The following is an 18589-nucleotide window of genomic DNA, read 5'->3' as shown; positions in this document are numbered from 1 at the left end:
TTGTGTGTTTATCCTTCGTCGGCTGATGAGCTTTTGACGAGCCCTATTTTGTCCACCGCACAAGACCCCAAAGACTATTTCAACGCGATCCACAGGGAGCTCGTGTTCGCGCGAGTGCTCGGCCACCCAGACCATTTGGTATGGTGGCTCCTGGCGGTGAATGTCGCGCTTTTTGTGGCGGCATTTGTCTTTGGGCTCTTCCTCTTTGAGAACATCGCGCCGGCATTTCCAGGATTCTCACCGCTGCAGTTGCTCTTCTACACTGGCATGAAAGTCAGCACACACGTCCATGAGGGCGAATGGTGGCGGCTTTGGTCGAGCATGTTCGTGCATATGAACTTCGCGCATATTTTGTTCAATATGTGGGGGTTGTTCGCGCTAGGTCGCCTTTTGGAAAAGGCCTATGGAAGCCGGCGCCTCTTCATCATCTATATGCTCTCGGGTTTGGTGGGTGCTTTCGCGAGCGTCTATTTCACCGATGCCCCGAGCGGAGGTGCCTCGGGTGCGATCTACGGCCTGGCAGGGGCGCTCGGCGTCTTTGGAATGAAGTTTAGGCGCGAGCTGCCGCCTCGGGTTTCGCGCTCGCTCACCACTGGCATGATGCCTTGGATCGTTCTCGGGATCGGAATCGGGTTCCTAGATGCCATCCCATTTGACAATGCAGCTCATATAGGCGGTTTCTTAAGTGGCGGAGTTATAGCGCTTTTTATGCGATCATATCTGGACACGCGGCACCGTCCGCGTAAGAATCACGGCGTAAGTATTCTGTCTGGGGCACTCGCCTTGAGCCTTGTCTACATGCTGGCTGGATGGTCCGCTGAGGTTACCGAGTGCACCAAAGACCAGAGCGCCTTCGAGACCTGTTACCCTGAATTAGTGGAGAAGCCATGACTGAGAGTTTGGACGCGATTTTCTCGAGCAAGTACCTGACGGCCTGGATGCCCATGCTCTACGTGGCCTGGGCCGATGGGGAGCTGAGCGACGACGAAATCGCTCAGATCAAGTCGAAGGCTAAGCTCTTGCCAGAGAATGATCGCGCGATTTTGGAAACATGGCTCAATCCTCAGGATCCTCCAAGCACGTCTCAGCTTTTGAAGTTGGCGCGCGAACTTAAGGCGCGCTCGAAATCACTCTCCAATGCCGAGCGGTTGGGGCTCGCCGAGCTAGGGGCAGCCCTGGCTGGGGATGATTATTCGAAAGCCGGACTCGCCGAACTGGAGGTATCTCTTGGGCTGGCCGGCGACTCTGTGGCGGACATCATCCAAGATGCGCGTCATGACCGCGAGCGTTCGGGCGAATCCGCGAATTTTGATGTGAAGGCCATGAAGACGGTCTTGGACGGACCCTACGCTGAGCTCAAGCACGAAGTGCTCTCTTTTCTTCAAGGCGAGTCATTTACCTACGACTACACAAAGTCCACGCCCCAGGCGCGGGAGCAGGTCTTGGAATGGCTCAAAGAAATCGCGGGTCATGGCCTTGGAACCTACGCATACCCAGGCGTGACCTCCGAGAGCGATATGGGGGCTTTTGTCACGATTTTCGAAACGCTCGCGAGCTTTGACCTCTCGCTCGTGGTCAAGTTTGGAGTTCAATTCGGGCTCTTTGGCGGAAGCATCTACCACTTGGGAAGCCCGGAGCAACGCCAGCAATACTTGCCTGATGTGGCGGCTGGGCGGCTTCTAGGATGTTTCGCGATGAGCGAGCTCGGGCACGGCTCAAACGTGCGCGACCTGGAGACCACGGCGCGATACGAGCCGGAGACTGATTCCTTTATCGTCAACACACCGCGGCGTGAGGCGCGCAAAGAGTGGATCGGGAATGCCGCGCTCCATGGGACCCTTGCTACCGTTTTTGCGCAGCTTGAGATCGGTGACGAGTCGTATGGCGTTCACGCTCTCCTGGTACCGATTCGAGACGAGAATGGAAAGCCGATGCCGGGTATCCGCATCGAGGATTGTGGCGAGAAGATGGGGCTTCATGGTGTTGATAATGGGATTATCTACTTTGACCAGGTGCGTGTGCCCCGTGGGAACTTGCTCAGCCGCTATGCACAAGTGGACGATAAGGGCGTCTACCATACCGAGATTCCAAGCCCAGGAAGGCGCTTCTTCACCATGATTGGCACCCTTGTCGGGGGTCGAATTGCAGTGGGTGCAGCGGGCAATACCGCGGCCAAAACCGCGTTGGATATCGCCATCAAATACTCGGATCAGCGCCGGCAATTTGGTCCTGAAAACGCCCCCGAAGTGCCGATTCTAGATTACCGGACTCATAAGCTTCGGCTGCTGCCTAGGCTCGCTAAGACTTACGCCATGACCTTCGCCGGCCACGATTTGGTGCAGAAGTACCTTGAGGATCAGGACAAAGAAGATAAGCGTGAAATCGAGGCGCTGGCGGCGGCGATCAAGGTGGCCGCTACCTGGCATGCCACGGATACGATTCAGGCCTCGCGCGAAGCGTGTGGCGGGCAGGGGTATCTTCGCGTGAATAGGTTCGCGTCGCTCAAAGAAGACTCCGATATCTTCACTACCTTTGAGGGCGATAACACAGTGCTCTCTTTGTTGGTCGCAAAATCCTTGCTGACCAATTTCCAGAGCCAGTTTGCCGAGGAGCGTGTGGTGGGGGTTGCGCGTTTTATTGGCAAGATGGCGCAAACCGCAGTTTCACAACTTAACCCCGTTGTGACCCGGCAAGCCGATCAAACGCATTTGAGAAGTCGTGAGTTCTTCATGGCGGCCCTGAAGTATCGCGAAGATGACCTCGTGTTCTCGGCGGTCAATCGTCTGCGTGGTCGAATGGCAAAGATGAACGCCTTTGATGCGTTCGACTCGATGGCTGACCACCTTGTGGCAGCCGCACATGCGTACACAGACCGTGTGGTTTCTGAGGCATTTGCGCGCGCCGTGGACCGCGTTGAGGACTTGGCGCTGAAAGCCGAGCTCGAGCGTCTGCTGACGCTTTATGCGCTCAATACCATCCACGAGGATTCGGGATGGTTCCAGGAGCAGGGCTATATCAGCGGGCCGAAAGCGCGCGCTATCCGCGAGCAGGTCAACTTGCTTTGTGACGAGATTCGCCCACAGGCCGTCTACCTTGTAGACGCCTTGTCTCCGGGTTGATCGTCTACAAGAGCCCAATCTCTTCCTCTTTCTTGGGTTGGTCTTTGAACCCGAATTCTTCTAGTATTCTGGAAGTTTTCTAATTCTGCACTACCCACCAACGAGGACAGAGCCCTCGTTGACGCAAAAAAGGTCTTTATGAAGTTGAGACTACTCGCCGCTTGTCTGTGCTTAGGCTGCATCGAGCCACCGCCTGAGCAGCAAACAAATACCAACAACGCTGATACCAATAATGCGACTGTCACCACCAACAACGGTACAGTAGCCGCTCCAAAACAGATTGGAGATGCCTGCGAGGCGAACTCCGATTGCGCTTCAAACCTTTGTCTTACGCCAGGTACGTTAGGCATGCCTGGTGGCTACTGCTACGCACCATGTGACACCGACACGGGATGTCCAGCGGGAGCGCATTGCGCACTCACAGATGCACGAGACAACGGAATCTGCGTCCGGAGCTGCGAGGACACGTGTGAACGCCCGGGATTCGGATGTTTCGACTTCGATCTAGACACCAAAGAGGAGTGTTGGCCGCGAGGAGAAGGCCCCGCTGCCGTGGGCCAGGCATGCACCACAACTACAGACTGTGCCGGTGGTAACGGCGCAATTTGCCTCGATGCCTCAGTTGGGTACGAGGGTGGCTACTGCAGCACAAGGTGCATCGGTCCAGAAAACTGTGACTCTGGCGTGTGTTTGGAAGACTTCTGTCTGGCGAACTCGTGTGATGGGCGCCAAGGATACGAAGAAGTGAATCTGGGCATGCAAGAGGCATGCTTTCCTTCAGCTACGGGCACTGGAGAAGTAGGGGATGTGTGTCAAAGTCGGCTTGATTGCGCCGGAGGCTTTCAAGGCACTTGTTTGAGACTCACTCTTGAAGTCGCGTTTTGTACGTTGGATTGCACAGACAGCGATTCTCTTTGTGGAGATGATTTCTGCGGTCAGATTCCAAACGACCCGGAAGGCAGAAAAATTTGTATAGAGAGGTGTAATACACCCGAGGATTGTGTAGGTGGATTAGGCTGTGTTCAGGTCACGGAAGATGTCAAACTATGCCTACCACCCAACAGGGATTGAGATGAAGAAGTTAATCATGTTGAGTCTGATTTTGGGAACGGGGTGTATCGAAGAACCTCCTTCTACTTCCTTTCCTAACAACGGATCGAGTTCTAACAACCAAACCACTGGGTCGAACAATTCGTCCAATAACCAGACGTCTACGAACAACCAGACGTCTACGAATAACCAGACGTCTACAAATAACCAGACGTCTACGAACAACCAGACGTCTACGAACAACCAGACCAATACCAACGGAGAACCGGCTGAGCCATTTACGTTGAACCTTACCGCGCCTCCATTGACGGTGGCTGATGTCGTCTCAGTGCCGCGCTTCTTCGAGTTTCAAGATGAAGTTGCCAACGGCTTCTTTCGGCCAAAGCTTGACGGCGTTGAAGGGCAGATAGAAAGCTACTTCCCGGGCCAAGACAGGCTTGTAGGGTTCACAAAGTGGACATTCGGTCTGGAAGAAATGGCGATTCGCATTGAGGAGGGAGGCTCTGAGATTTCGCCTTTTGACGACTACCTCTGGGTCTGGAACTTCGGCACCATAGGAACCTTTCGAAGCAGCCCGCAGTTGGCTGTGTTTAACACCGATGAGTGTGACATAGCCTGTAGAGGAAACGAAAACCTGGTGGGCCGCGCGCTCTCCATCACAAACGGAACCATTTCCGTGGAACTCAATGGCCTGCCCGATGATTGGGCAATGGATGTTTGGGTACGTCGAATGTCACTCGTAGACATGCGAACACCGTTCATTTCCTTCGAAGACGATAACGGGCAAGGTATTTCTGTATTCTTTGAGGGCGACAGTATTGGCGCCAATCTGAGTCTCTTGGGGGCCGGATCTGAGTCATTTACCGTTCCATATGCCGGGGGTTGGACCTATCTACATCTTCGTAAAGGCGATTTGATAACCCTCGCACTGGGTGCTGGAGACGCCGAAATCTCCAAGGTTTCAACAACCTCGGCCTCAAATGCACTGGAGGGAGGTGTGAAGATCACACTGGGTGATCTAAATGCAGAGGTTCATTTCGACGAGTTATGGATCTATGAAGTAGATGATATTGCGTTGAAGCGCCGAGTCAAAGTTTATGACAACCAGAAGACCGCGCTCGGACTTGAGGGTGATGTCGTCGAGGCAACCCTCCAACCCTAAGTTTTCAGAAGTTTCCCGGAAAAGTTAAGGCTTTTAATATGCGTAAATACTTAGTTGTCCTTGCCTTAGGATTGGTGGCTGGGACTCTTTCAGCTTGCTCCGGCTCACAAAAGGCCGAGCCGGTGGCGACCATTCAGCACGATTCCCTCAATATCGACGGCGCCATGCGCCTGTCCGACGTGACCGTTCCGAAGCACTACGAGCTGGATCTGACTATCGATCCGAGCTCCGAACAATTTGGGGGTACGACCCGAATCAACATCGACTTGTCTTCTCCTCAACGTGTACTCTACTTACACGGTGAAGACCTAAACGTTGAGGCACTAACGCTGGTCTCTGGGACCAAGGAGATCGGCGGCGAGGCGGTGTTTGGTGCCAATGGCGGCATGGCTGTGATCCTGAACGAGGAGGCACCGGCCGGCGAGGCGACACTGGTCTTTAAGTATACGGCGCCTTTCAAGGAGGGACTCAACGGGCTCTACCGCGTCAAAGAAGAGGGGCTCTGGTACGCCTACACTCAGTTTGAGCCGCTTGATGCCCGGCGCGCCTTCCCTGGATTCGACGAACCCAAATTCAAGACCACTTATCGCACAACCATGCGCGTTCCAGCAGGAATGGTGGCCCTGACCAACACCAAAGAGACCGATCGTGTAACCGAAGGAAACCTAGAGGTCTTCCGGTTCGAAGTCTCAAAACCCATGCCCACCTACCTTGTGGCTTTTGCCGTTGGTGACTTCGATATTCTCGAATCGGAAGAGCCTCTTGATGGCGTAACGCTTAGACTTGTGGCCCCGAAAGGAAAGGGCGCGCTCGGCGAGTACATGCTCAAGCGTACGCCGGCAGTTGTGCGGTATTTGACGGAGTATTTCGGTCAGCCATTCCCATACGAAAAGCTGGACATCGTGGCCGTTCCGAACTTCTCGGCGGGCGCGATGGAGAATATCGGCCTCGTGACCTTTCGCGACTCCTTGCTCCTCCTGGATTCCGAGACGGCATCCGTGGCGCAGCGCCGCTCCGCGCTCAGCGTGATGATTCACGAGCTCGCGCATATGTGGTTCGGAAACCTTGTGACCATGCCCTGGTGGGACGACCTCTGGCTCAACGAGTCGTTCGCCACTTGGATGGCCGCGAAGGGATTGGTGGACCTCGCGCCACAGCTCGAATCTTCAGTGGATGCGGTCTCGGGCAAGGGTTGGGTGATGATGCAAGACGCTCGGAAGAGCGCTCGAAACATCCGAAATCCCATTGAAACCGTGGGTGATATCCACAACGCTTTTGACTCGATAACCTATGGGAAAGGCGCGCGTGTCCTTCAGATGTTCGAGGTTTGGATGGGCCCCGAGAAGATGCAGGAGGCCTTGCGCGCCTACACGTCCACCTACGCCAATCAAGGAGCAACGACCGAACAACTCCTGGCCGAGCTCGACAAAGCGTCTGGGAAGCCCGTTGGCGAGGCCATGAAGACGTTTTTGGACCAGCCTGGAACACCTTCGGTTCATGTGGACCTGATTTGTGAGGATAAACCAGTTCTGAAGGTGACTCAGAAACGATGGCTTCCGGCGGGTTCCGACGCTCCCAATCAGGGACTCTGGCAGGTGCCCCTTTGTGTGAGGTACGAGCAGCGCGGCCGCTCCGAAGTTCATTGTGAGCTCATCACTCAAGACACTCAGAATGTGGCGCTCGAGGCCACTCGATGCCCGAAATGGTTTTATCCAAACGCAAATGAGAGTGGCTATTGGCGTTGGACCATGAGCGAAGACGCGTTGAACAAACTCTCGAGCCGGTATTTGGCCGAACTCACAACCGAAGAAAAGGTAGGTCTGCAAAGCAACCTGAGCGCCATGCTCGCCTCGGAGCAGATTCCGCCAGACACCTATTTGAAGTCGATGGAGGCGCTTGGCCGCGAGTCGAATCGCACGCTCCTCCTCAATACGCTTGGGGCCATGGAGTTTGTGAACCGTTTTGTGACCGACGAGCAGCGCGCCAAATGGACGCGAAAAATGAGTGCATTGACGGCGCGCAGAATGCGAAGTGTGGGCTACCTCCCGAAGGCCAATGATGCGGCTGAGAAGGGGCTCTTGCGGGCCCGCCTATTCGATTCTCATTTTGCGCTGACTCAAGACCCCAAAGCCAAAGCCGAAGCTCAAAAGATCGCCGATGCGTTTCTCAAGGACATGAAGACGGTGCCGGCCGATGTTGCTGGTGTTGCCCTTGAAATTGTGGCCCGAGAAGGAACGGCCGACCTCTGGCTTTCATTGAAGCTCGCTCTTGAAGGGGCGCCAACACCAGCGGCACGCTCGTCGATCATCCGAGCACTCGGGAGCTTCAAGGACAAGGACCTGCACAATAAGAGCCTTGGACTTTACCTTGAAGGCACCATCCGGACTCAGGACCTCTGGGCGATTATGGGCCCGAGTTTCTCGGATGACACCACGTTCGCAAACACATGGAACTGGTTCACATCGAATTACTCGGCGATTGTGGAGAAGGCTGGCCAGCAGGCTGCGTCCAATCTTCCACGGGTTGCCAGCGGGTTCTGTTCCGCAGATGGCGCTGAAAAGGCGCGTGCGTTCTTTGCCGGGCAGCCCAAAGTTGAGGGTCAAGAGCGGATTTTGGACCAAACAGTAGAGGCAATCCAGCATTGCGAGCGACAGAAGAAGTATCTAGAGAACGGACTCCCCGGTTATTTGAAGTGATTTGAAGTGAGCTCAGATGAATACGCAGATTTTTAGGCAATATGATATCCGCGGCATCGCAGACCGCGATCTGGACAATGAGTTGGTTTTTGGGCTTGGACTCGCGTTTGCCCATTTCGCGAAAATGAAGCTTGGAAAGTCCGAGCTGAGCGTTGTGGTGGGCCGCGATGCACGTGTTTCAAGCGACCGCATTTTTTGTGCCCTCGCTGACGGTTTGGTCAAAGGCGGGGCAACGGTTGTGGACATTGGCATGGTTCCTACGCCCTTGGTCTACTTTGCCCGTGTTCAGGGCTCGCACGACGCATGTATTCAGATTACAGGCTCGCATAACGCGGGTGAGTACAACGGCTTCAAGATGATGGTGGGCGCAGATACTCTGCACGGTGCAGCCATCCAAGAATTGCGCGGCATCATCGCCGATAAGAGTGCCGCTGAGGCCGCTCAGCCCGGCGAAATCATCGCAGATGAGAATGTGATTTCGGACTATCTCAATTACGTCGGCGGCAATGTTAAAATGGGCTCCAAGCCACTGAAGGTCGTGGTCGACTGCGGTAACGGAATCGCCGGTGTGGCCGCACCGCAGCTGGTTCAAGACGTGCTTGGAGCTCAGATGATTCCGCTCTTTGTGGAGCCGGACGGCAACTTCCCGAATCATCATCCCGACCCAACTGTGCTGGAAAACCTTCAAGACGTGATGGCGGCAGTGCGTGAGCATCAAGCAGACCTCGGAATCGCCTACGATGGAGACGGCGACCGCATCGGTGTCGTGGATCATAAAGGCGAGGTCATCTGGGGTGATAAGTTGATGATCCTGCTGAGCCGAGATGTGCTCAAGTCCAATCCTGGGGCCACGATTATCGGTGAGGTGAAGTGCTCGCAGACCCTCTTTGACGACATTCAGAAGCACGGCGGAAATGCCGTGATGAGCAAGGTTGGGCACAGCCTGATCAAGGCCAAGATCAAAGAAACGGGCGCGAAACTCGCCGGTGAGATGAGCGGTCATATCTTCTTTAACGACCGCTACTTCGGCTTTGATGATGCGCTCTACGCCACGGCGCGTTTGCTCGAGATCCTCTCCAATACTGACCAGGATTTGGGCCAACTCTTGGGTGATGTACCCGAGACCTTTGCCACACCGGAGCTACGACTCGATTGTCCTGATGATGTGAAATTCGACGTGCCAGGCAAGGTTGCCGAGCAGTTTTCCAAGGAGTGGGAAGTCAACACTCTGGACGGCGTTCGGATCAATTTTGGAGACGGTTGGGGGCTTGTGCGCGCCAGCAATACCGGGCCTGTTCTCGTGATGCGGGTTGAGGCTGGCACCCCTGAGCGCCGTGACGAACTCCTCGGCTGGCTCGAAAATGCGGTCAAATCCGCGATCGCCTAAATCACTTCAATAGTACTTTTGCCGGTGGTCGATTCTCAGAACTCGCCACCACCTCATCCGCCCAAACCACCCAGATATCGTCGCCATGAGCGTTCGGGTGTCTGGTGCGGTTATTGCGGATTTTTGTGGTGCCCTCCACGCGCATCCCAATCGGGAAGGTGGCTTGCGGCAGGTGATTCCCCACAAACAGTCCACCACCCAGATCATCCGCACTATTATTGAAGAAGATGCAGTCTCGGGTGGCGAGCACAAAGGGCATTTTAAGTCCGTGATGGGCTACCAATTCCTCAAGCGCGGTGTCTGGGCGTGTCACAAAGTAGAGGCCACCGCCGCAATCTTTGCTCGAGTTGTTGCGAATCTCACAACCTTCACCAACGCGAAGCGTTGAGTTCAGCGCGCCCAACGCGCCTCCCGGACCACCGCATTGGTTCTCCTTGATCTCCATATCCTTGAGCACAAGTTCCGCGCCGTTGATCACGGAAAAAGCGGCCCCGATGCACTTGCGGTCCGGCGCTTCATTGTACGCTACTTTGCCATCATCGAACTGTACGGATACCAATCCCAAAAGGGCGATGGTGCCCCCAACGCTCGAGCGGTTCTGCTGGATATCCGCGCCCACATACTTGGCTACTGCGTTGGACCCTTGCCAACCCACCACACAAAGTGCCGAGCCCACCGGGGCGGCATTTCGGTGCATCCTGACGTCTACCTCATCATTGCCCTGAAATGCCGCCTTACCGCCAAGGATCATCACAGCGCCGCCAGCGCCGGTGGCCTTATTGTCCACGAACTCGCTCTCGGCGATCCGGGTCTTGGAGTTGAGGATGCAGGCCCCGCCCCCGAGTCCGTCTTCGCTTTTCCAGACGCTAGAAGGGGAGTCACACGGGATCTCTTTAGGAGCTTTGGCAGCCGCAGTATTTCTCGAGATGCGAGTCCGGACGATTGAGAGGAGGCCGCGCATGTCTTGAGCGCAAATTCCGGCGCCACGATGAGCTTTGTTGCCATGAATCAGGCATTCCACCACGTTCAGAACTGATTTTTCGGCTGAGATTCCGCCACCGTGGGCAGCCGCGTTATTCAGAAGTTCTGTGGCCTGAACGAAGGTTCCTTGTCCAGGAACGTCCGTGCCACACTGGTCGAGCCGAACTCCACCACGTGCGAACCCATCGATCACGCATGCCCGGATATGTAAGCGCTGGCAACGGCTCGCCACAATTCCGGCCTGGGCGCGCCCTTCGTTGCCCATGATGTGGCACCCGTAGATCCCCTGCGTGGTCCCGCCCACGAACTTCACTGCGTACTCCGCATCAGCCGGAGCCAGGATGGTCACACGGTCTGGGGCGTCGTGAGCCTGGTCGGTGATCCACTTCAAGTGCCTGGTCAACGCTTCGTCCTCAGACTCTCTGGAGCCAATCGCCGGCATGCGATGGTTGATGATGGCCACACGGTCTGGAACTAGAACGCTTGCCTTGTATGTCCCGGGCGCGAGTCGAATCTGGATTCCGGGCGTATCTTTGAGCACGCGTGTTTGGGCGAATTTTACTGCACCTTCCAAAGTCTTGAATGGCTTTTCTGGCTCGTTGAGAGGCGTCTTTTCAGGCCATTCGTCGCGCGCGAGTTTAGAGGTTGGGTCCACGTAGATCACCGCCTTGTCTCGAAACGCGGGCGGGCAATAGTACCCACCGACTTGTGAGGCGACGACCACCATCTCTTCACGTTGTGTTTCGCGGGCTTCGCGCGTCTCCTCCACAAACTTCATCACCGATTCTTCTTCCGCGATATCGTCGTCTCTTTTGCCGAACTCGAGCGGAATATCGACATCGATTCCGATATCTCCAGGGCTCGACGGGCGCCTGGGGACGGTCTCACCGGGCCGTGATTTGGTTCGGATAGGTTCGAGTTGAGACGTGTGATGGCCGTCTCCGACAAGGCTTCTTCGCCGAGCAGGGGCCGAGATTGCAGGTATGGAATCAGCCACGCCCAGCGTCGGTGAACGCTGTGCACGGCGCGCGGCTTCACGTTCTTGGTGTTCGTCTAACTCCACAATCGTCGCGCGGCGTCTGAATAGTCCGCCACATCCGAGCATGGCGAGGAAAATTGCAAGTGCCGGGCCGGTCACACCCATGTCCTCGGCCGGCGAACACACACCCATTGCATCTTTGACGCGGGTAAGCTGTGAGAGTGGAATGGGCTGAGAAGCGCTCTCGTAGTGAGCTCGCAGTAGTCTCACGCGATGAGCCGAAGGGCTCTCGTCGATTGCAGCTGGCTCGCTCTGAACGGATTCAGCCAGCGAAAAGCTGCACCCAAACCACGGCCATACACTCGCCGCGAGCGCGCAAACCGAGAGCACAAGGCAGATGGTCCCCAAAACTCGCCACGTTCCCGAGCTCATCTAACTCCACTCGCTCTTGGATACCCAAAGATCATGGGGCACTATAAGGTCGCATCGTGATGCCCTCAAGTTTTCGGAGGTCCATGTGGACGATCAGATCTATTTGCCCGGGAGCGGGCTGCTCGCAGAGGTCGATATTTCGGCGCTAAAGAAGGACGGAGACATCGCGACCTTCGAGTTCGAAGACAGGTTAGGGGTTCCCAAGGAAGGCTTCGTTGTCCTGCATAAAGGCGAGTTCTATGCGTACGAAAATCGGTGCCCGCATTGGAGTGTGCCGATCACGGATCGAAACGAGCTCTTTCACGACAATATCGGCCTCATTATTTGTCCGCTCCATGGCGCGACCTTCGAAATGAATTCTGGAACGTGTATTTCCGGACCCTGTGAAGGAGATGCGTTGGTCAGCATGCGTGTAGAAAAGGCTAAAAACCTCGTATCTGTTTACGCCAAGGGTCTTAAGTTTATGTAATTAAATAAAAAATACGATTATTTGTTCTGTTTTTGAACTCCGTGCATCCTATGGACCAAGCGGGAGGACCCGTATAACTAGATAGAGGAGATGATGATGATTTCGAACAAGTGGATCGCATTAATTGGTGGCGCGTTACTCGTGGGAGGTATTGGCTGTGGTGATGATGACCCGGCACCAAGCACGAACAACAACAACAACAACACGACCGGCACCAACAACGACACGACCGGTACCAACAACGACACAACCGGTACTAACAACGACACAACCGGTACCAACAACGACACGACGGTCGCTCAAACCGCTCGTCTTCAGGTCATTCATAACTCGCCAGACCCAGGCGCGGAGACCGTGGACGTCTACGTCAACGGCGAGATGTTCTTGGACGACTTTGACTATTTGACCTCGACACCGTTCCAAGATGTGCCGGCTGGCGTTGAGCTCAGCGTAGCTATTGCTGGCGGAGACTCAGAGTCGGTCGCTGATGCCATCGCGACTTTTGAGTACACCCTTGAAGCTGACTCGAGCACCATCCTTGTAGCTGGTGGCGTGCTCGACCCATCAGCCTTTGACTCGATTCCTGATGGGCAGGGCGCGTTTAATCTCTTTGCCATCGCAAACGCAGAAGAGACAGCCACAGGTGGCGCACGCGCAGCCGTGTTCCACGGCGGAGTTGATGCCCCAGCTGTGGACATCCGACTCAACAACGACCCGAATGCAGTGCCTGTTGAAGGTGCAGCATTTGGTGACGCGACAGCTTACCTTGACCTTCCTGCGGGTGAGCTGATTCTTCTGGACGTTCTCGTGAGCGAGTCCGGCGCACGCGCAGCTTCTTTCCAAGCGCTTGTCCCTGAGGTTGCAGCTGTCGTTGCAGCTTCTGGCTTCATCGCCGGTGGTGACGAAGTCCCTGGATTCGGGCTCTACGCGTTCCTTGCGAGCGGTGGCCAAGCAATCCCACTCCCACAAGCGGCACGTGCACAGGTCATCCACAACGCGGCTGACCCAAGTGCAGCAGTCGTAGACGTGTACCTCAATGGCAACATCGCCCTTGATGACTTCGCATTCCGAAATGCATCGCCATTCATCACCGTACCTTCCAGCGCTGACATCCCTGTAAGTGTGGAAGGCGGAGATAGCACCGAGGCTGGCGACGCGGTTGCCACGGTTCGCTTCGAGCCAGGTTCGACCAACGTCATCATCGCAAACGGCGTGCTCGACACTGCTGACTTCGTGGAAAATCCAAGTGGGGAAGACATCGCCTTTGGCCTCTGGGTCAAGACAGATGCACGTGAAGCCGCCCTTGACCCAACCAAAGTTGAGTTCTTTGGGGTTCACGGCGCGACCGACGCACCAAACGTGGATATCCGCACAGGCGCTGATGTGTTGCTCGGAGATATCATGTACGGCGATATCTCGGACTACCTCGCTATCGATCCTGCTAGCTACCTCCTGAACGTGACCGCAGCCGGAAATCCAGCATTCATTGCCCACTCGGCTACGTTGGACGCAACCACCCTGGGTGGTGCAGCATTGACCGTGTTGGCAAGTGGTTTCCTTGACCCAAGCACCAACAACGACGGTGAGGACTTCCAATTGGTGGCGTTCCCAGCAACGGGTGGGCCAGCAATCGTGTTGCCAGAGCTCCTTCCCTAATCTCTTGTGAGTTTAGCTAAGCCCTCGGACTCCCTGAGTTCGGGGGTTTTCTTTTGCCGGGTTGATTTATTTAACTCCTCGCGCCACACTCAGGCCAAACTCGGAGATTTGGGTTTATGAGTAAGTGGAATGAGGCTGAAACCGACGTTGATGCGCTTGGGAAAGCGCTTCTGACGGACGATGGTAAGTGGTGGGAATTCTTAGATCCCGCCACCAATTCGGTCCAGCCTATGCCTACCCCGAGCCGGTCATCCAACCAGCTTTTGGACTGGTCAAAGGTTAGGGATACTCAACGCCAGGGCGCGGTGGGTTTTGGTACCTTCCACCGTTGCAACACGTGTGGTGCCGCGTGTCCTCCAGACATGACGTTCTGTGCGCATTGTGGTGGAGCACCGCGTGGGACCGGCCTCAAACAACGATACAGCCTGGTTATCAAGGATTTTGAGGGTGAATCCTCCATCTCGGCAGCCGCTGAGATTCTGGTGAGCGCCGGCATAGGTCTTGGGCTCAAAGAAGTGGAGGCCATGCTTCGGCAGCCTCCGGCGGTCTTCAACCTTGAGACTTATCGGGAGCGCGCAGCCGGATTGGTTCAGCGCCTGGCCGAACACGGTGTGTTCTCCAAAACCTTCTCCGTGGAAGATCCGGGCATTCCTTGGTTTACCGAGACGCTGGAGTCGATTCTCAGGGAGCCCAAGCAGATCGGCGTGTTTCTCGGTGTGGTTGTGGCGGCCGTCTTGTTGATGTCCTTGCTCGGCTGGCCAGCATTACTCTTTGGGATCGCCGCGATTGCGTGGCTCTTTCATCGTCGGCTTATCTGGTACCGCGACCACTACAACTTGGACTCAGACGTCATTCTGAACCATCTTTCCGGCTTTGAGGGTGAGCGCGCGAGCAATGTGGCCCATGCCATCAACGCCCTGCAGGATAAGGATTTGAGGCGGCTGATGAGCGTGTGCGTGATGGAGTATTACGCCCTGCATAAACTCTTTCAGGAGCACGAAGAACAATGGTCTGAAGTGCTCTTACCTAGCCATCATGCGCTCAAGGACCTGATCGACCAGATCGTGCGCAGCGCCGAGCATTACGCGAGATTGGACGCCACCGTAAATTCCGTTCAGGCTTCCGATGCACAATGGCGGCTTGAGCAGATCAAAGGCCAGGTGGTTGATGCTGATCCTCGGACGCGCCAGCTCCTTGAGGACGAGGTTCGCCATCTCGAGCGAACTCTGGACTACTCCTCGAGACTCCCGGAGGTCAGGGAAAGCTTTGCGGCACAGCTGCGAGCGATGGGGGGATCGTTAGAGGCCATGCGGCAACGCGTCACCACGCTGGCCGCAACAAAAGACGCCGAAGACGGTATCTTGATGCAGGAGATCCTCGCTGAGCTCGACCGAGAGCTTGAAATTTTTGAAGAAACGGTCGTCGCCTTTAGGTAGGTGGGCCGCGTTGACATTTGTTTTCCTGACGAGTAGACATCGCGTGTGCGAGCATTACTACTACATTTAACCTTGGCCCTTATCATTACCGGATGTGGCGACCTCGGAAACACGTCGGATGTGAGCGGCGCGGTGATGGGGTCTGATTTCTTCTCGACCGCGGGGTCGGCTGAATCAGACGGGGCCGGCTACACAATCACGCTCTCCGATTCGAGCGCCTTCTCGTGTTTCCCGGTCGGCTCCCAAGACGCCTATTTGACGGTCGTCATCGGGTCTGTGGATGGCCCTACGTCAATTCCTGCTGCGGGTAATGTCTTCTTCAACAACTTCCAAGACAATATCAACACGACTGAGGCCGCTACGTCGGGCACCGTGTCCATAGATTCCGTAGACACAGATCTTGGCACAATCTCTGGCACCATCGACGCCTCCGGAGACACGAGCTCGGTACAGGGATCCTTCTCAGTGGAGATTTGCACTTGAGATTGCGGCTTCAACAAGCCGGGTTGATCGGATTCGTGGCGCTAAGCTTCGCTACCCCAACCACCGCACAAGCCCCAGAACCTTGTATACCAGGCCCGATTACCAAGGCCCGCGTCTCGTCCCATGTGGTCAAAGCAGCACCTCTCAAGGTGGAGCACACAAAACACGAGGATATGTTCTATGTGCGCGTGCAGCTCAAGGTTCAAGAGTCGCTCTACACGCGAGATGACCAAGTCAAGATGGCCAAGGACTCCATCATTCATCTGGAAGTGTCGTGCATAGACCTTGAAGCGGATTCACAAGGCGCTGCTCCGGCCGGATATTGTCCCGACGGCAAAGGAATCCGCGCTCAGGGTGCCGTTGAAAGTCCTGATGGGTATTCCATTGGCGAGCCGGGGATCTTTTTTCTAGGGAGCCGAACTCAAAGTCCAAAGGACGCCAAAATCGTGTGGTCGGACTCCGCGAATCTGCCTTTCCAAGCGTGCGAAGATAGCCCGGGAAGCCCCTCAGAAGAGGAGGTCAAAGTGCGCGCATTCAAAAGGGAAACGACTCCAGCAACAGAGCCACAACCGGCTCCAAAACCCAAACCCGCGGCCGCAAAGTCCGGGTGCTCGTGATACTTGCATCACGCGTGACGCCCTGCTAGTCATGCGGCCGGATTCACGGTTTTCAAAAATTTTTGAAATTTTGTCTTCCGCGGATTGTTGATAGAGTGCGGGCGATGCTCCGCTCCCCCGAGGAACTTATGGCCGACGCAAAAGCTGCCATCCCAGTCACGAATTCAGATTCTCCGTACCCGCTCGTCGCGAGGCAAGCAGCACCCCACGTGGTGCGCATCTCCGATGTGGAGTTCGGCTCTGATGAGTTCGTGGTCATTGCCGGCCCGTGTGCTGTAGAAGGCCAGGACCAGATCGAGAACGCGGCCAGAGTGGTCCAATCCCTCGGAGCCCGCGTGCTTCGTGGCGGAGCATTCAAGCCTCGAACCTCGCCCTACAGCTTCCAAGGCCTCGGGCTTGAGGGTATCGAGTTGTTGCGACGCGCTTCGCTCAAAGCTGAGCTTCCGTTCATCACGGAAGTCATGTCTGTAGATCAGGTCTGGGAGCTCGAGCCTCGCGTGGATGCGTTCCAGATCGGAACCCGCAACATGCATAATTTTGAGCTGCTAAAGGCGATCGGCGAGACCCAAAAACCCGTGATGTTGAAGCGTGGTTTTGGGGCAACGCTGCGTGAATGGGTCCTTGCGGCTGAGTACATCGCGAAAGGTGGCAACCATAATATCATCCTGTGTGAGCGTGGGATTCGGTCTTTCGACCCGGAAACTCGGTTCACTCTGGACCTGGCCGGTGCAATCTGGGCGAAGCAGGAGACTAAACTCCCGGTGATCATCGACCCGTCGCACGGAACCGGGCTCCCTGAGCTTATCGACCCGTTGGCAAGGGCAGCCGCTGCTGCTGGCTTGGACGGCATCATGGTCGAGATCCATGACGACCCAGATCAGGCGCTTAGCGATGGCGATCAGGCCCTGACCTCCCGACAATTCAAGACCCTCATGTCGAACCTCGCCCCGATTGTTGAAGCCGTTGGACGGCGTATGGAGAATGTATGAGTGAAGAAGTTCGTTCGATGTTCGCAGAAATCGCTGAATCCTACGATTCAACGAATACGGTGCTCTCCCTTGGAATCCACCACCTTTGGCGCAAGAAAGCGGTAAAAGAGTGTGGCGTCAAAGCGGGCGACCACGTCCTTGATTGCGCGACGGGCACGGGTGATTTGGCGCTCGAGTTCCGAAAGACGACCGGGCCCGAGGGCCGAGTAGTCGGCACCGACTTTTGCAAGGAAATGCTCGACTTCGCGCCGCCGAAGGCTGCCAAAGAAGGCTACCCTGATATCGAATGGGCTGTCGAAGACGCCATGAATTTGAGCTTTGAGGATGACACCTTCGATATCGCGTCGATTGCGTTCGGAATCCGGAATGTGGACAACCCAGCCAAGGGCGTGGCCTCGATGGCTCGAGTCATCAAACCAGGTGGCCGCCTTGTCATCCTTGAGTTTGGTCAGCCGCGAGGCATCATGAAGCCTCTTTTTAACGTCTACTCTAAGGTCGTTATCCCAACTGTGGGTGGCATTATGAGCGGTAAGAAAGACGCTTATGACTACCTGAACCGTACCTCGGAAGCGTTTCCATGCCGCGAAGCCTTTGTGGAGCTTATGGAAGGGGCCGCCAAATTCTCGGAAATCAAGTATTTTAGCCTCAATGGCGGCATCGCCTACCTCTACGTCGGGACGGTGGCGTGAAGACCTTCGTCCACGAACAAGTCGTGCGTTTTGAAGAGGGAGACCCAGGCGGAATCGCATTCTTTGCGAACGCCTATCTCTACGCTCATAGAGCCTATGAGGCCTTCATACGGGACCTAGGATTTCCTGAGTTCTTCACGGGGAAAGATGTCCTTGTCCCCTTCGTGCACACGGAGTGCGATCACCTAAGTCCCATGCGCCCCGGAGATGTCTTGACTGTTGAGGTGGTGGTCGAGAAACTGGGCTCCACCTCCATGACGCTGGCCTATACCGTGAAGGTGGGAGAACGCGTCTCGGCGAGGGTCCGGATGGTGAGCGTTTTTGTGGACGGCACGACCTTTGAGAAGATTGAGATCCCCTCCGTATACAGGCAGGCTCTACAAGGTTGAACAAGCTCGCTTGTCTAAGCAATCCTCCGTGTTGTAGAACCACGAGGTCATTGTT

The 18589-nt window shown here is 55.7% G+C and carries 15 protein-coding genes; 14 read left to right on the top strand and 1 reads right to left on the bottom strand.

Annotated elements, in window-relative coordinates; genetic code table 11:
• The first annotated feature begins 48 nt into the window (after positions 1-48).
• From FRD01_RS09990 to FRD01_RS09965, 6 genes are all read left to right on the top strand, one after another.
• Positions 49-891 (top strand): rhomboid family intramembrane serine protease, encoded by an 843-nt coding sequence (locus tag FRD01_RS09990; protein WP_146959251.1) that lies wholly within the window; start codon positions 49-51, stop codon positions 889-891.
• Complete coding sequence (locus FRD01_RS09985; RefSeq protein ID WP_146959250.1) at positions 888-3119, top strand: acyl-CoA dehydrogenase family protein; 2232 nt, start codon at positions 888-890, stop codon at positions 3117-3119. Before FRD01_RS09990 ends, FRD01_RS09985 begins: the two co-directional genes overlap by 4 nt.
• A 138-nt stretch (positions 3120-3257) precedes the next feature.
• Positions 3258-4190, top strand: a complete 933-nt coding sequence (locus FRD01_RS09980) for a hypothetical protein (protein WP_146959249.1) — start codon at positions 3258-3260, stop codon at positions 4188-4190.
• 1 nt (position 4191) lies between these two features.
• Positions 4192-5331, top strand: coding sequence for a hypothetical protein (locus FRD01_RS09975; RefSeq protein ID WP_146959248.1), 1140 nt, complete (start codon positions 4192-4194; stop codon positions 5329-5331).
• 38 nt (positions 5332-5369) lie between these two features.
• Positions 5370-8027, top strand: a complete 2658-nt coding sequence (locus FRD01_RS09970; protein WP_146959247.1) for a M1 family metallopeptidase — start codon at positions 5370-5372, stop codon at positions 8025-8027.
• A 16-nt stretch (positions 8028-8043) separates the two neighbouring features.
• Positions 8044-9414 (top strand): phosphomannomutase/phosphoglucomutase, encoded by a 1371-nt coding sequence (locus FRD01_RS09965; protein WP_146959246.1) that lies wholly within the window; start codon positions 8044-8046, stop codon positions 9412-9414.
• 1 nt (position 9415) lies between these two features.
• Here FRD01_RS09965 and FRD01_RS09960 read toward each other — a convergent pair whose 3' ends face one another.
• Entirely contained in the window at positions 9416-11806 is a 2391-nt protein-coding gene (locus FRD01_RS09960) for a right-handed parallel beta-helix repeat-containing protein (RefSeq protein ID WP_146959245.1), read from the bottom strand.
• A gap of 85 nt (positions 11807-11891) precedes the next feature.
• Here FRD01_RS09960 and FRD01_RS09955 point away from each other — a divergent pair, with 85 nt between their 5' ends.
• From FRD01_RS09955 to FRD01_RS09920, 8 genes are all read left to right on the top strand, one after another.
• Positions 11892-12275: a Rieske (2Fe-2S) protein gene (locus FRD01_RS09955; RefSeq protein ID WP_249756150.1), complete on the top strand. Its 384-nt coding sequence runs from the start codon at positions 11892-11894 to the stop codon at positions 12273-12275.
• A gap of 96 nt (positions 12276-12371) precedes the next feature.
• Positions 12372-13931, top strand: a complete 1560-nt coding sequence (locus tag FRD01_RS09950; RefSeq protein WP_249756149.1) for a DUF4397 domain-containing protein — start codon at positions 12372-12374, stop codon at positions 13929-13931.
• A gap of 116 nt (positions 13932-14047) precedes the next feature.
• Entirely contained in the window at positions 14048-15367 is a 1320-nt protein-coding gene (locus tag FRD01_RS09945) for a zinc ribbon domain-containing protein (RefSeq protein WP_146959242.1), read from the top strand.
• Positions 15368-15412: 45 nt separating this feature from the next.
• Positions 15413-15850 carry a hypothetical protein gene (locus FRD01_RS09940; RefSeq protein WP_146959241.1) on the top strand — a complete coding sequence of 146 codons (438 nt, stop codon included), beginning with the start codon at positions 15413-15415 and terminating at the stop codon, positions 15848-15850.
• Positions 15847-16467 (top strand): hypothetical protein, encoded by a 621-nt coding sequence (locus tag FRD01_RS09935; protein WP_146959240.1) that lies wholly within the window; start codon positions 15847-15849, stop codon positions 16465-16467. Before FRD01_RS09940 ends, FRD01_RS09935 begins: the two co-directional genes overlap by 4 nt.
• 128 nt (positions 16468-16595) lie before the next feature.
• On the top strand, positions 16596-17456 hold the full coding sequence (gene aroF, locus FRD01_RS09930; RefSeq protein ID WP_146959239.1) for a 3-deoxy-7-phosphoheptulonate synthase: 861 nt from the start codon (positions 16596-16598) through the stop codon (positions 17454-17456).
• Positions 17453-18145 (top strand): bifunctional demethylmenaquinone methyltransferase/2-methoxy-6-polyprenyl-1,4-benzoquinol methylase UbiE, encoded by a 693-nt coding sequence (gene ubiE, locus FRD01_RS09925; RefSeq protein ID WP_146959238.1) that lies wholly within the window; start codon positions 17453-17455, stop codon positions 18143-18145. The genes aroF and ubiE overlap by 4 nt, the downstream gene beginning before the upstream one ends.
• The gene (locus FRD01_RS09920; protein WP_146959237.1) at positions 18142-18534 is read left to right on the top strand and encodes an acyl-CoA thioesterase; all 393 of its coding nucleotides are present in this window, start codon (positions 18142-18144) and stop codon (positions 18532-18534) included. Before ubiE ends, FRD01_RS09920 begins: the two co-directional genes overlap by 4 nt.
• Positions 18535-18589 lie beyond the last annotated feature (55 nt).

The sequence above is a fragment of the Microvenator marinus genome (assembly GCF_007993755.1).
GTDB lineage: Bacteria > Myxococcota_A > Bradymonadia > Bradymonadales > Bradymonadaceae > Allomicrovenator > Allomicrovenator marinus.
The sequence above is the reverse complement of the archived record's forward strand: the minus strand, read 5'-3'. Positions and strand labels throughout refer to the sequence as shown.

Bases quoted from the DNA above. Each gene is read 5' to 3' on its own strand.
- FRD01_RS09985 (WP_146959250.1), top strand. From the start codon at position 888: ATGACTGAGAGTTTGGACGCGATTTTCTCGAGCAAGTACCTGACGGCC.
- FRD01_RS09950 (WP_249756149.1), top strand. From the start codon at position 12,372: ATGATTTCGAACAAGTGGATCGCATTAATTGGTGGCGCGTTACTCGTG.
- FRD01_RS09975 (WP_146959248.1), top strand. From the start codon at position 4,192: ATGAAGAAGTTAATCATGTTGAGTCTGATTTTGGGAACGGGGTGTATC.
- FRD01_RS09970 (WP_146959247.1), top strand. From the start codon at position 5,370: ATGCGTAAATACTTAGTTGTCCTTGCCTTAGGATTGGTGGCTGGGACT.
- aroF (WP_146959239.1), top strand. From the start codon at position 16,596: ATGGCCGACGCAAAAGCTGCCATCCCAGTCACGAATTCAGATTCTCCG.
- FRD01_RS09980 (WP_146959249.1), top strand. From the start codon at position 3,258: ATGAAGTTGAGACTACTCGCCGCTTGTCTGTGCTTAGGCTGCATCGAG.
- FRD01_RS09965 (WP_146959246.1), top strand. From the start codon at position 8,044: ATGAATACGCAGATTTTTAGGCAATATGATATCCGCGGCATCGCAGAC.
- ubiE (WP_146959238.1), top strand. From the start codon at position 17,453: ATGAGTGAAGAAGTTCGTTCGATGTTCGCAGAAATCGCTGAATCCTAC.
- FRD01_RS09960 (WP_146959245.1), bottom strand. From the start codon at position 11,806: ATGAGCTCGGGAACGTGGCGAGTTTTGGGGACCATCTGCCTTGTGCTC.
- FRD01_RS09945 (WP_146959242.1), top strand. From the start codon at position 14,048: ATGAGTAAGTGGAATGAGGCTGAAACCGACGTTGATGCGCTTGGGAAA.